Genomic DNA, 13,333 nt, shown 5'->3' on the forward strand with positions numbered 1-13,333 from the left:
TGTCTGGCGGGGCGGGTGCCGGGTAGTCGGTTGGGGCGACAAGCCCGTGTGGTCGGAAGAGAGGTGGTCGGGGCCGTGGCGGTGAAGGCGATGGGGTGGGCGCACTCGTTTCCCATGTCGGAGGGAGTGCGCGCCGGGCGGGAATGGACACGCGGGCGCCTCGCGGCCCTGCCCTGGGCGGACGAGGAGCCGGACACGGTGGACGCGGTGGTGCTGGCCGTGTCGGAGCTGATCACCAACGCGCACGTCCATGCGCACAGCGACGCGCACCTGGTGCTCACCTGGGACGGCGACTGCCTGCATGTGAGCGTCCACGACGAGGACCCGACGCTGCCGCGCCCGCGTGACGCCCAGCCGGGTGAGGTCTCCGGGCGCGGTGTGGCGATCGTGCAGACGCTCGCCGACGAGTGGGGCATGAGGTGTCAGCGGCACGGCAAGACGGTGATGGCGTGCTTCCGTCCCGCGGACCCGGAGGGCGGCGAGGGTGCTGCCCGGGGACACGGCGGCGGCAGCGTCTGACGTCCGCTCACCCGGTGGGCCCGCCCCAGAAGGAGAAATGTCGTGTACCTGGCACGAGGATCGAGTGACGACCCGTACGTCTGGCTCTGGGTCCTGGGCGCGCTCGCGCTCTACGCCGTGATCAGCTACGGGCTGGCGTACCGGGCCCGGGCCCGGCGCGGTTCCTCGCACCCGGCCAAGGACGCCGTGCACGACCTGAAGGACCGGGAGGATCCCCAGCCGCCCGAGTACCGTCTCGCCAGCCGCGCGATCATGTTCTGCGGTGCCGGGCTGACCGCTCTGGCCGCCTACCTGACCAGCGGCGCGCTGCGGGTGGTGACCGTCGGCCTCACCGCCCTGGTCGCGGTGACCGTGTGGGCGTACTTCGACCACCGCACCCGGTCCCGGGCCGCCGTCCAGCGGGGCTGAGGACCGGACGCCGATCATGACGAGGCCGGGCCCCCTCCGCGGCGGAGGGGGCCCGGCCTCGTCATGGCGTGCGGGCGTGTGGACCTCAGGGCGTGGTCCGCGGATGGTTGCCCGGACCGTCCATCCCCGGGGACAGCGGGGTGGGTGACAGCTTCGTGTCCTCCTCCCCCGGCTCCAGCAGGGTGTCGGCTGCTCCGACGATGAGCGGATCGGGGGTGCCGACGGCATCCCGGTCCTTGTTGGCGTAGTCGACGCGCGAGAGCAGGCTGCGCATCGTCTCCAGCCGGGCGCGCCGCTTGTCGTTGCTCTTGACGACGGTCCAGGGGGCGTGGGCGGTGTCCGTGGCGCGGAACATGTCGACCTTGGCCTCGGTGTAGTCGTCCCACAGGTCCAGCGAGGCCAGGTCCGTGGGCGAGAGCTTCCACTGACGCACCGGATCGACCTGGCGGATCGCGAAGCGGGTGCGCTGCTCGGAGCGGGACACCGAGAACCAGAACTTCATCAGCAGGACGCCGTCCTCGACGAGCATCCGCTCGAAGGCCGGGCACTGGGCGAGGAAGAGTTCGTACTCGTCCTTGGAGCAGAAGCCCATCACGCGCTCGACGCCCGCCCGGTTGTACCAGGAACGGTCGAAGAAGACGATCTCGCCGGCCGTCGGCAACTGCGCGATGTAGCGCTGGAAGTACCACTGGCCCATCTCGCGTTCGGTGGGCTTGTCCAGCGCGACCACGCGGGCGCCGCGCGGGTTCAGCCGCTCGGTGAACCGCTGGATCGTGCCGCCCTTGCCCGCCGCGTCGCGTCCCTCGCACACCACCACCAGGCGTGCTCCGGTGTCCTTCACCCACCGCTGGAGCTTGAGGAGTTCGATCTGCAGGACGCGCTTGGTCCGCTCGTACTCCTTCCGGCCGATCTTGCGGTCGTAGGGGTAGTTCTCGCGCCACGTCCGGATGGGCCGTCCGTCGGAGTCCAGCACGATCGGCTGTTCCTGCCGGCTGTCGTCGACGGTCAGCCCTTCCAGCAACTTGTCCGCGTCTCGGGCGTGTTCGGCGTTCATCGTCCGGTTCCCCGTTCGGTCCGTTCCGTCATGCGGTCAGAACGGCATGCGGCCGCGGGAGCGGCGGCCCGCCGCACCGCTGCGGCTCACCGCTCGCGAGCTGGAGTGGAAGGGCTTGCTGAACAGCCGGCCCAGCACGCCCGGCGCCTTGCCGCCGGCCCGGGCACCCGCGCCCAGCGTCCGTTGCGTGCCCCGCTCCGGGTGCCGGGACAGCCGGGGGACGAGAAAGGCCAGGACGGCCAGCACCACACACACGCCGATGACTGCGGCGATCACCATGATCGAGCTCCCTCCACTGGGTGACGCACACACGGGTGCCCCCGCCCGCCTCACCCATGTGGAGCAACCGGAAAGCGCCGCACGAGCCTCGCCGCACGAGCTGCGCGGAGGGCCGCGGGGGCACGGCCGTGGCCGGTGGCCGCCGTCGGATACGGCGGCCACCGGCCACGGTCCTTCCGTCCGGGGTCAGGAGGTTCGGGAGGCGAGGTACTCCTTCACGCCCGGTGCGGTGTGCGCGTCCTCGACGTTCACCGCCGCCCCGACGGCCTTGGCGTCCGGCTTGTGGATGTAGGCCTCGGTGCTCGCGGGCCGCGCCTTGTCCGAGAAGTTCTGCGCGGTGCCCAGACCGACGTCGACGCTGGACTGCGAGCGGTGTGCCTCGACCACGGCCTCGCGGGTGAGGCTGCCGCCGTCGCAGGCCTTCTGCAGGTCGTTGCCCATCAGGCGGGCGGCGTTGTAGCCGGAGAGCACACCCGAGTCGAGGAGGGCGCCGGGGTACTTCTTCTTGTACGCCGCGACCATCTTGCGCACCCCGGGCAGCTCGGAGCTGACGGCCGGGGCGGCGCTCACCACGTTGAGCAGCGCGGCGAGGGCCGGGGCGGCCGGGGTCTTCATGAGCTGCGGGGCGTAACCGGGCGCACTGGTGACGACCGGCACCTTCAGGCCGCGGGAGGCGGCCACTCCGACCAGGGAGGCCGTCTGGGCGGGGCCGGCGCTGATCAGGACGGCCTTCACCCCCTCCTTGCGCAGGGCGGACACCTGGGCGGACAGATCGGTGTCCGTCGCCTTGATCTTCTGGCCGGCGACCTTCAGACCGGCCCTCTTCGCGGCCCACCGCGAGCCCTCCAGGGCGTTCGCGCCGTAGTCGCCCTCGAAGTAGACGTGGCCGATGGTGTCGCCCTTCGCCAGGCCCTTGCTGCGGGTGAGGAAGTCGACCGCCGCGATCATGTCGATGTCGTAGGTGGTGCCCAGGACCTGCACGGCGTCGCGGTCGAGCAGGGAGGCGGCCCAGGCCTGCGGGAAGGTCAGCACCTTGTCCCGCTCGACGTCGTCGAGCAGCGCCGCCATCACGGGCGACCCGATGACCTGCGGCAGCGCCACGACGTCCGAGGAGAGGTCGGCGTAGGCGGTGACCGCCTTCTGGACGTCGTAGCCGTGGTCCTTGACGACGATCTCGACGCGCCGGCCGCAGATGCCGCCGTCGGCGTTGACCTCGTCCGCCCACATCTGCTGGGCCTGGACGATGCTCTTGCCGAGGGTCGCGTACGGACCGGTGAGGTCGGTCAGGGCGCCGAGTCTGATGACCTTGTCGGTCACGCCCGGCCCGGCCTTGACGCCGTCGGCGCCGGCGCCCGGGTTCTTGGCGGAGTCGGCCTTGGAGCTGCATCCGGTGGCGGTGAGCAGCAGGACGGCCAGGGCGCCGGCCAGGAGCGCGGTCGGACGTGCGCGGTGCGTGTGGTGCGTGGACTTCACGGGGTGGGCTCCTTGGCTCGTGCGGACGACGCGGGTGAGGGTCGGGGCGTGGGGGCGGACGGGGCCGCCGGGGCGGCGCCCCGGCGGGGCAGGCGGGCGCGCAGGCGGCGGACCAGGCCGTGCAGGCCGTCGGGGGCGAAGAGCAGGATCAGGACGATCGCCGCTCCGTAGAGGTAGCGGGCGGCCTCGGTGGGGCCGACCGTGCCGTCGGTGCTGCCCGGGGCGGCCACCAGGGGCAGTTGGTCGGCGTAGCGGGTCATGAGCAGCGGCAGCGCGGTGACGAAGACGGCACCGGCGGTGGCGCCGGCGACCGACCCCAGCCCGCCGATGACGATCATGGCCAGGTAGTCGACCGACAGCACCAGTCCGAAGTAGTCGGGGACGACCCGGCGGAAGGCGAGGGCGAGCATCACCCCGGCCAGGCCCGCGTACATCGAGGAGACGACGAAGGCCGCCGAGCGGTAGCGGGAGACGTCCACGCCCATCACCGCGGCCGCCGTCTCGCTGTCCCGCAGGGCCACCAGGGCCCGTCCGGGGCGGCCGCGGAGCAGTCCACGGGCGGTGAACCAGGTGAGGGCGAACAGGGCCAGACCGAGGTACCACAGCCGCTCCTCCGCCCCGAACGGCACGCCCAGCACCGTGAGTTCGGAGTCCGCGGAGAAGGAGAAGCCGCCCACTTCGAGCGGCGGCACGGAACGGCCGTTGAACCCGCCGGTGACCGAGTCCGCGGTGAGCAGGACGTGGTGGCCGAGGAAGACCAGGGCCAGGGTGGCGACGCCGAGGTAGACACCCCGCACCCGGCCGGCGACGGGGCTGAAGAGCCCGCCCGCCGCCCCGGCGAGCAGGACCGCGAGGACGGCCGCGAGGGCGGTCGGCAGCCCGGGGCCGGGTTCGCCGGCCAGCCACACGTAGCCGTAGGCGCCGACGGCGAGGAAGAAGGCGTGGCCGAGGGAGAGCTGGCCCGCCGTGCCGGACAGCAGGCCGAGGCCCACCGCGCCAACGGCGGCCGCCATGGAGAACAGCCCGATGCGCAGCCAGAACGCGTCGAGGTAGAAGGGCAGGGCGGACAGGACGACGACGACCGCGAGGGTCCGGCCGAGGCGTGCGCCGCGGTTCCCGGGGAGCCGGTCAGACACGGACCGCCGCCTTTCCGCCGAACAGGCCGGTGGGCCGCACCAGCAGGACGAGGACCATCACGGCGTAGGGGGCGACGTCGCCGAAGCCCTCGCCCAGGACGTGCAGATCCGACTGGTAGCCGGCGACGAGCGCCTCGGTCATGCCGATCAGCAGGCTGCCCGCGAGGGCGCCGGGCGGCGAGGCCATCCCGCCGAGGATCGCCGCCGGGAACGCCTTGAGGGCGATCTGCCCGGTCGTGCGCTCCAGGCCGGGGGCCGGGAACGCGGCGAGGAAGACCGCCGCGAGGGCGGCCAGCGCCCCGGCCAGGCACCAGGCCAGCATGCGGATGCGCACCAGCCGCACGCCCATCAGGGCGGCCGCCTCCACGTCCTCCGCCGAGGCCCGCAGCGACAACCCCCAGGAGGTGAAGCGGAAGAGGGCGAAGACACCGGCGATGACGGCGGCCGAGACCACGATCGCGGCGATGCGGCTGTCGGCGACGGTCACCGGGCCCAGCCCGCTCACCGCGTCGCCCCAGGGGTCGCCGAGCGAGAGCAGGTCGCCCCCGATGCGCCGGGACAGGTCGGTGAGGATGAGGATGTCGACGCCGATGGTGACGATGGTCTGCACATGGGCGGCGTGCGGGTCGGCACCGCCGCCCGCCTGGAGCAGGAAGCGGTCCATGGCACCGGCGACGGCGGCCGTGACCAGGACGGACACGGCCAGTGCCCCGGCGAAGCCGAGGTCGTCGTGGAGCACGGCGGTGAGGTAGCCGCCGAGCAGGAGCAGGGAGCCGTGGGCGAAGTTCATGACGCCGGAGGCCTTGAAGATGATGACGAAGCCGAGGGCGACGAGGGCGTAGACGGAGCCCAGCGCGAGGCCGTTGAAGACGTTGTCCAGCAGGGTGGTCATGCGGCGTCCTCCTGTTCGGCGCCCGTGCCGAGGTAGGCGCGCAGCACCTCGGGGTCGCGGCGGACCTCGTCCGGGGTGCCGTGGGCGATGACGCGCCCGAAGTCGAGGACGGTGACCTCGTCGGCGAGCCGCATCACCAGTCCCATGTCGTGCTCCACCAGCACGACGGACAGGCCGAGTTCGGCCCGTACGGCGTGCACGACCTCGACCGTGCGGGCGCGTTCGGAGGCGTTCATGCCGGCGACCGGCTCGTCCAGCAGCAGGACGCGGGGCTCCAGGCACAGCGCGCGGGCGAACTCCACGCGCTTGCGGTCGCCGTAGGAGAGGAGGGCGACGGGGCTGTGGAAGTGGGCGGCCAGACCGGTGAGTTCGGCGATCTCACGGGCCCGGTCGAGATGGGCGCGCTGCTCGCGCCGGGCGTACGGCAGGCGCAGGCCGCTGGCCGCGAATCCGGCCCGGGACAGGGCGTGGCGGCCGAGCATCAGGTTGTCGGCGACGGTGCCCTGGGTGGTGACGATGTTCTGGAACGTGCGGGCGACTTCGAGGGCGGCGATGCGGTGCGGGGCGAGCCGGGTCAGGTCCGCGTCGCCCAGGCGCACGGTTCCGGACACCGGGCGGCACAGACCCGACAGCACGTTGAAGCAGGTGGACTTGCCGGCCCCGTTGGGTCCGATGAGGGCGTGGACGGTGCCAGGGGCGACGGTGAAGGACACCGAGTCCAGGGCGGTGAGTCCGGCGAACCGTACGGTCACGTCCGTGACGGCCAGTTCGGGCGGTGCGGTGGTGCGGACGGTCACGCGGCTCCCTGCCCCTCGGTGGTTCCGGCGGTCCGCGCGGTCCCGCCGTTCGCAGCGCCGTCGGCGCCGACGGCGATACCAGTGGTGCCGGGGGTGCCGGTGGTCTCGCCGAGGTAGAGCCGGCGCACCGCGTCCGTCCGGGCCAGTTCGTCCGCGAGCCCGGACAGCCGGACCTCGCCCACCTCCAGGACGTGCGCGGTGTCGGCCAGGGACAGGGCCATGCCCGCGTTCTGCTCGACGAGCAGCACGGCGGTGCCCTGGGCGTTGATCTCGCGGATGACGTCGGCGATGCGGTGGACCATCTGCGGGGCGAGGCCCAGGGACGGTTCGTCGAGCAGCAGCAGGCGTGGCGCGGCCATGAGGGCGCGGCCTATGGCGAGCATCTGCTGCTCGCCGCCGGACAGCAGCCCGGCGGCCTGGCGGGTGCGTTCGGCCAGACGCGGGAAGAGCGTGAAGACCCGTTCCCGGGCCTCGGCGACCTGGTCCGGGCGGCGCCGGCCGAGGCCGAGACCGCCGCTGCGCAGGTTCTCGTCGACGGTGAGTCCGGCGAAGACGCGCCGCCCCTCGGGCACTTGGACGACCCCGGCGCGCACGGCGGCGACCGGGTCGCGCCCGTCGAGTGCGGTGCTGCCGTAGCGGATGCGTCCGGCGGTGATCGCGCCGCGGTGCAGGCGCAGAGTGCCCGACACCGCCCGCAGGAGGGTCGTCTTGCCCGCGCCGTTGGCGCCGAGCAGGGTGACGACCGTGCCGTGCGGGACGGTCAGGGAGACGGAACGAAGGGCGGACACGGCACGGCCGTAGGTCACGTCGACGCCCTTGATGTGCAGGGCGGGTTCTTCGTCCGGTGGTGCTTCGGGCATCACGGCTCCTCGGGTCCGTGCCGTCGGGCACGGGTGCTTCGGGGGAAGGGCAGCCCACGACAGCACGGGCGCGGATGCGCGGTACAGGCGTCCGGGCCGTGATGCTGCGCGGTCCCAACCCCGCCGGACGGAGACTGTGCGGCTGCCCAGGGGCCCAGTGGGGCGCGCCGCCGGCCGCGCGCGGGAAGCGGGCCCCGTCAGCCGTGCCGCAGGCGGCGGGCGGTGAGGGCGAGGCCGATCTCCACCACGTCGTGCGGGCGGGCCAGGGAGCGGCCGATCAGTTGCTCGCAGCGGCGCAGCCGGTTCAGGACGGTGTTGCGGTGGCAGTAGAGGCGTTCACCGGCGCGCTGGGCCGAGCCCTCGCAGGCGAACCAGGCGACGAGGGTGTCCAGCAGGACGTCCCGGTCGGCCGGTTCCAGTCGCAGCAGCGGGCCGAGCACCTGTTCGGTGAGGGTGGCGCCGAGTTCCGGGCAGGAGCCGACCAGGGCCTCGGGGAGATGCTCGGCGAGGCGGACCGTGCCGCCCTCGGGCGGGCAGATGCTCAGGGCCAGATCGGCCATGCGCCGGGCGTCTCCGACGGCGGCGAGTCCCGTCACGGCGTCGCCGATGCCGACCCGGCGCCCGGGTGCCCCCTCGGCGGGCAGGCCGAGTGCGGCCAGCGGGTCGAGCGGGTCCCGCGGGTCCCGGCCGGGGGCGCCTTCCCCGAGCAGGACGATGCCGTAGTCGGCCTCGACCCCCGTGTGCCAGTACGTGCCGTCACCGTGTGCGGGGGCCGCCGCCCGGACGCCGGTGAGGTCCTGCGGCCGGCCGCACGCGACGGCGACGACGACGTAGCGGCCCTGCTCCGGCAGGCCCAGCCCCTCGGCCGTCTCCGGCAGGTCGGCGATCCGGCTGGTGCCCTCCAGCAGGGCCGCCGCCAGCAGGCGTGCCCGGTTCTCCCGCCGCCAGGCCAGCTGCCGTTCGGCCTGCCGGTAGGCGTCGGCGACGAGCGTGCAGTGCTCGTCGACGAAGTTCCACACGTCGGTGGCGACATGGACCAGGAGCCGGATGTCCTCCGGTTCCGCCCGGGCGGTCTCCTCGACCAGTCGCTGCCACACCAGTGACCCGCCCAGCCGGAAGGCGTGCAGCAGCGCGTCCAGAGGCAGCCCCTGCTCGGCCCGCGCGACCCCGATCCGCCAGGTGCAGCGGTGGGCCGCCTCCCGGCTGCCGCGCGGGTCGAGCAGCGAGGTGACACTGTGCCGCAGCGAGCGGTACGCCTCCTGCCAGGTGCCGGTGTGATCGTTCTCCAGGGCGGTCCGGTACGCCGGTTCCTGCTCGCGCAGGACCGCCAGCAGCCGGTCGGTCAGCTCCGGCAGGTCGTCGAGCAGGACACGGGCCGCGCGGTGCAGGACGCGCAGGGCGTCGGCGTCGATCAGCGACCGGACCCTCCGGGTCCGCGGCTGCGGCACGGGCATCGGCCCGGTCCGCAACGTCGTGCGTGTGCGTGTGCGTGCGGCAGGATGCATCGCGGTCCTCCCCCAACTCCGGCCTCCGGCGACTCCGTACGCCACCGGTCCGACGACTCCGGCGGGCACGTCACCGGGACGGCCGTCGTCACCCAGTACTCCTGCTCCGAAGAATGGCATACCGTCCGGTCGGTCCCCAGGGTTGTGCGGCCATCTTCTGCGAGTGGAGGTTCGGGTTCCGGATGCCGGAGGCGTGGGTTCGGCTCCGCGGGGCGGGAGGTCGGGGGGTCTGGGCCGCGGGGCGGGAGCTCGGGGTGTCTGGGTCGCGGGCGTGGGAGGCCGGCGGGTCCGGGCCGCGGGGGCGGCGGGCCAGTCGCACGGGCCGCAGGCCGGTCGTGCGGGCAGCAGAACGATCGTGAGGGCAGCAGGCCAGTGGCGGGTGCGGCGAGCCGGTCGCCGGGGCGGCGGGCCGACCACAGGGGCCGCAGGCCAGTCGCGGAGGCCGCGGGCCGATCGCTGGGGCGGCGGGCCGGTCGCTGGGGCGGTGAGCCGGTCGCGTGCGCGGCGAGCCGACCGCCGGGGCGGCGGGCCGGTCACGGAGGCCGCAGACCGACCGCCGAGGGCGGCAAGCCGATCGCCGGGGCGGCGGGCCGACCACAGGGGCCGCAGGCCAGTCGCGGAGGCCGCGGGCCGATCCTTGGGGCGGCAGGCCAGTCGCGGAGGCCGCGGGCCGATCCCTGGGGCGGCAGGCCAGTCGCGGGTGCGGCGAGCCGGTCGCGTGTGCGGCGAGCCGACCGCCGGGGCGGCAAGCCGATCGCGGATGCCGCAGGCCGACCGCTGGGGCGGTGAGCCGATCCGGAGGCCGCAGGCCAGTCGCGTTGCGGCGAGCCGACCGCCGGGGCGGCGAGCCGATCGCGGAGGCCGCGGGCCGACCGCCGGGCGGCGGGCCGACCGCCGGGCGGCGGGCCGACCACATGGGCCGCAGGCCAGTCGCGGGTGCGGCGGACCGACCAGGGGGGCGGCGGGCCAGTCGCCGGTGCCGCAGGTCGACCGCGGGGGCCGCAGGCCGGCCGCATGGGCGGCAAGCCAGTCGCCGGGGCGGCAGGCCAAGCACGGGGACCGCAGGCCAGTCGCCGAGGCCGCAGGCCGGCCGCATCGGCGGCAGGCCAGTCGCCGGGGCGGCGGGGTGGTCGTGGCGGGGTCAGCTGTCCTCGCGGCCGACCATGCGGGCGAGTTCCATGCGGGAGCGTACGCCGAGTGCGGCGAAGACGTTGCGCAGGTGGTAGTCGACCGTACGGGTGCTGACGGCCAGGCGCTGGGCCACCTCCCTGTTGGTGGCGCCCTCGGCGACGTGGCGGGCGATGCGCAGTTGCTGGGGTGTCAGCCGCGACAGCCCTCCGGCCGGCTCCTTCCCGGACGCGACCCCGTTGGCGCGCAGTTCCCCGCGCGTCTGCTCCGCCCACGCGCCGGCCCCGCAACGCTCGAAGCCGACCAGGGCGGCGCCCAGCCGGGCCCGGGCCTCCCGCAGACGGCGACGGCGCCGCAGCCACCGGCCGTACAGCAACTCCGTGCGGGCGCGTTCGAAGTCGCCGCCCGACTCGTCGTGCAGGGCCAGCGCCTCCAGGTAGAGCTGGTCGGCCGCCCCCTCCTCCGCGGCCAGCAGGGCGCGGCAGCGCGCGAGTTGGGCCGGCGCGTGCGGATCGGCGCCGAAGGCAGCCCACTGGGTGAGGTCGTCGATGACGCCGTGGGCGTCCTCCGGCTGACCGGCGAGCACGACGGCCTCGACGAAACAGGGCAGCGCCAGCATCCACACGGCGAAGTGCCCACGCCTGGGACCCGGGCCGACGAGCGGGCCGAGCCGGTCGGCGGCTTCCAGGGGCCGCCCGCGGGCCAGGTCGGCCCGGGCCAGGGCCCATTCGGCCAGGGTCGCCGCCTGGGCCAGGCCGTGACGGCGGGCGACGCCGAGGGCGGCCGAGGCGTAGCCGGCGACCGCGGCCGTGTCCCCCTCGATCGAGGCGGCCAGGGCGAGCATCGCGTGGTGGCTGGCCGCCGTGTTGTGGTGCCCGGCCGCCCGGGCCGCCCGCACGCCCTCCTCGGCGTGGGCGCGGGCCTGGGCGTGCCGGCCGGCGCGGAGTTCGGCGTAGCCCAGGTACTCCAGCGCCCGCGCCTCGTGAGCGGTGCACTCCGTGCCGCGGGCGGCCGCGAGGGCGCGGGCCCCGGCGGCACGGGCCGCATGGACGTCACCGAGCAGCAGGGCCGCGGCGGCGGCACGCAGCAGCCGGTCGGGGCGGTCATCGCCGCGCGCCCGGTCCAGCACGCGCCGCAGCGGCGCCGCGCCGTCCTCCGGGTGCCGGGCCAGCAGGGCCCGCATGCCCTCGCGGTAGTCGCGGAAGAAGGGGTCGGCCGTCGCCTCCGGTCCACTGGGCCCCGCACCGGTCCGATCCGGCGGGCCAGGTGCCGGAGCGGCCCCGTCCTCGCCGGGCACGGCCGGGACGACCCGGGCGGTGGACCACCCGTCGAGGGTCGCCAGGCAGATCTGCACGTCCCCGGTCGCCCAGGCCGCATCCGCCGCGCACAGGCGCGCGGCCTCGGCGCCGTCCGGGTCGACGGCCGCCAGCAGGGACGCGGCCAGCATCAGGGACTCGCGCGCGTCGCCCACCGGCCCGCCGGCCAACTGGCGCCTGCCGCGGGCGAACTCGGCGTGGCCGCGGTGCACGGCGGCCGGCCGGGCGGCCCCGGGTCCGGTCCCCGTGCGGGAAGCCGGCCACACGCTGCTTCCTTCTCCGGTCATCCCATGGAGGTTACTTGCGCGTAAAGAGGACCGGAAGGCTCGCGTCCGTGCCGCCCGGCGCGGCGACCGACGTGCTCACCTGCGACTCGGCCGGGTGCGGTCACACCCTGGATTGTGCGACTGCCCAACGGATCGCCCCCGTGGGCGTGCGCAGGCACGGCACCGGCGGCGGACGCCCTGGAGCGTCCGCCGCCGGTTGCTCCGCCGCCCCGGTCGCACGGGCCGGAGGCGGCGAGGCGGTCAGGAGGTGTGCGGGCAGTTGCCCCGGTACTCCTCGATGGTCAGGCTCGGCCTCGGCAGCGGGCACAGGAACTGCTCGTAGCGGGTGTCGTTGTCGACGAACCGCTTCAGCCAACTGATGCTGTACTTGGCGATTGTCGTGTCGTTGCTGTTCGGGGTGAAGTGGGTGGCTCCGTTCAGTTCGAGGTACGCCTTGTCCAGCGACGACGGCAGGTTCTGGTAGAACGGCTCGGCGTGGCTGGCGACCGGGGCGATCGTGTCGCCGTCGGCGCCGAAGATCAGGGTGGGGGTGCGGACCTCGGACCAGGTCTTGTCCAGGTTCCACGGGGTGAGCGGGATCGCGGCCTGGAGCGAGGGCCGGTCCTTGGCCGCTTCGAGGCTGCCGCCGCCGCCCATCGAGTGGCCCATCACGCCGAGCCGGGTGGCGTCGATCCGCCCGCGCACCGAGCTGCGCTGGGTGAGGTAGTCGAGCGCGGCGAGGAGTTGATCACCGCGCGAGTCCGGCTGGTCCACCGTGGTGTTGGTGTCGATGGTGAACACCACGAAGCCCTGCGAGGCCAGGCGCGGGCCGAGCCAGGCGATCGACGACTCGTAGGCGGTGAAGCCCGGCGAGATCGCCACGGCGCCGAAGGTGCCGTCCGCGGTGCTGGTCGGGTAGTAGATGGTGCCGCCGCCGAAGCCGGTCACGGCCAGCGAGGACACGGAGGTCTGCGAGACGGCGTACGGGCCGCGCAGGGCCTCGATGCTGGACTGGGTGGGCGCCGGACCCCGCTCGTAGGGGTTGTCGGCGGCGTGGGCCCCGGGGGCGGTCAGGGGGCCGATGCCGATGACGGCGGCGAGCGCCGCGGCGGCGCCGGCCAGTCGCCCGGCGCGGCGTCCGAGGGTGCCGCGGGCGCGGGTGGGTGAGTCGCTGTGGGGGTCGAGGTGCACGACGAGTCGTCCTCTCGGTCGTGGCGGACGGCCCACCGGGCGGGCATGCGGGACCTGGGGTGTCTTCCGCATGCCCGCGGTGGGCCACCGCCGTCGGGCTGGCCGTGCCACTGTCGGGGACCGGTCGGCCTGACGGGACCGGCAATGTCACCGGTCTCGTGCACCGGGCGGGGACGCCGCACCGCACACGGAGGACCGTCCCGTAGGACGCGCGGGACGGTAGGGCCGGGACGGCAGGGGCCGAGACGGCAGGAGCGAGCCAGGACCGCGGGGGCCGGAACAGCGGGAGCCAGGACCGCAGCACCGCACGGACCGCAGGAGGCAGGAGGCAGCATGGCCGGGCCCCGGACCGTACGGGCCGGGAGGCAGAAGCCAGGCCCGCAGGAGCCAGGTCAGCGGAAGCCAGAACCGCAGGCCCCTGGACGACAGGCGCGAACCGCGGAACCAGGGCGGGATCCCGCAGGGACCAGGTCGGGATCCGGTGGGGACCAGGTCGGGAGCAGGTCGGG

11 protein-coding genes and 1 pseudogene are annotated in these 13,333 nt (G+C 74.7%); 2 read left to right on the plus strand and 10 right to left on the minus strand.

What is annotated here, in order from left to right; genetic code table 11:
• Positions 1-75: 75 nt before the first annotated feature.
• Together ACZ6ZN_RS01080 and ACZ6ZN_RS01085 are read left to right on the plus strand one after the other, a co-directional pair.
• Positions 76-519 carry an ATP-binding protein gene (locus ACZ6ZN_RS01080; RefSeq protein WP_398107369.1) on the plus strand — a complete coding sequence of 148 codons (444 nt, stop codon included), beginning with the start codon at positions 76-78 and terminating at the stop codon, positions 517-519.
• Positions 520-561: 42 nt separating this feature from the next.
• Positions 562-927, plus strand: coding sequence for a hypothetical protein (locus tag ACZ6ZN_RS01085; RefSeq protein ID WP_451876351.1), 366 nt, complete (start codon positions 562-564; stop codon positions 925-927).
• An 85-nt stretch (positions 928-1,012) separates the two neighbouring features.
• Here the strand turns inward: ACZ6ZN_RS01085 and ppk2 are convergent, their stop codons facing one another.
• The 10 genes and pseudogenes from ppk2 to bdeA all read right to left on the minus strand — a co-directional run bounded on the left by ppk2 (position 1,013) and on the right by bdeA (position 12,824).
• Entirely contained in the window at positions 1,013-1,981 is a 969-nt protein-coding gene (gene ppk2, locus ACZ6ZN_RS01090; RefSeq protein WP_398107371.1) for a polyphosphate kinase 2, read from the minus strand.
• Positions 1,982-2,017: 36 nt separating this feature from the next.
• Positions 2,018-2,260: a DUF6411 family protein gene (locus ACZ6ZN_RS01095; protein ID WP_398107372.1), complete on the minus strand. Its 243-nt coding sequence runs from the start codon at positions 2,258-2,260 to the stop codon at positions 2,018-2,020.
• Positions 2,261-2,446: 186 nt separating this feature from the next.
• Positions 2,447-3,733: an ABC transporter substrate-binding protein gene (locus ACZ6ZN_RS01100; protein ID WP_469642123.1), complete on the minus strand. Its 1,287-nt coding sequence runs from the start codon at positions 3,731-3,733 to the stop codon at positions 2,447-2,449.
• Complete coding sequence (locus tag ACZ6ZN_RS01105; RefSeq protein WP_469642125.1) at positions 3,730-4,869, minus strand: branched-chain amino acid ABC transporter permease; 1,140 nt, start codon at positions 4,867-4,869, stop codon at positions 3,730-3,732. Before ACZ6ZN_RS01105 ends, ACZ6ZN_RS01100 begins: the two co-directional genes overlap by 4 nt.
• Entirely contained in the window at positions 4,862-5,761 is a 900-nt protein-coding gene (locus ACZ6ZN_RS01110; RefSeq protein WP_398107375.1) for a branched-chain amino acid ABC transporter permease, read from the minus strand. The genes ACZ6ZN_RS01105 and ACZ6ZN_RS01110 overlap by 8 nt, the downstream gene beginning before the upstream one ends.
• The gene (locus tag ACZ6ZN_RS01115) at positions 5,758-6,558 is read right to left on the minus strand and encodes an ABC transporter ATP-binding protein (RefSeq protein WP_469642128.1); all 801 of its coding nucleotides are present in this window, start codon (positions 6,556-6,558) and stop codon (positions 5,758-5,760) included. The genes ACZ6ZN_RS01110 and ACZ6ZN_RS01115 overlap by 4 nt, the downstream gene beginning before the upstream one ends.
• Entirely contained in the window at positions 6,555-7,418 is an 864-nt protein-coding gene (locus ACZ6ZN_RS01120; protein ID WP_469642130.1) for an ABC transporter ATP-binding protein, read from the minus strand. The genes ACZ6ZN_RS01115 and ACZ6ZN_RS01120 overlap by 4 nt, the downstream gene beginning before the upstream one ends.
• Positions 7,419-7,615: 197 nt before the next feature.
• Positions 7,616-8,923, minus strand: coding sequence for a PucR family transcriptional regulator (locus ACZ6ZN_RS01125; protein ID WP_469642132.1), 1,308 nt, complete (start codon positions 8,921-8,923; stop codon positions 7,616-7,618).
• A 1,141-nt stretch (positions 8,924-10,064) separates the two neighbouring features.
• Positions 10,065-11,573: pseudogene (locus ACZ6ZN_RS01130) on the minus strand (helix-turn-helix transcriptional regulator); the annotation flags it as partial.
• Between the two features lie 321 nt (positions 11,574-11,894).
• Positions 11,895-12,824 (minus strand): bis(hydroxyethyl) terephthalate hydrolase, encoded by a 930-nt coding sequence (gene bdeA, locus ACZ6ZN_RS01135; protein WP_469642134.1) that lies wholly within the window; start codon positions 12,822-12,824, stop codon positions 11,895-11,897.
• Positions 12,825-13,333 lie beyond the last annotated feature (509 nt).

Source organism: Streptomyces sp. NPDC053665, from assembly GCF_055585285.1.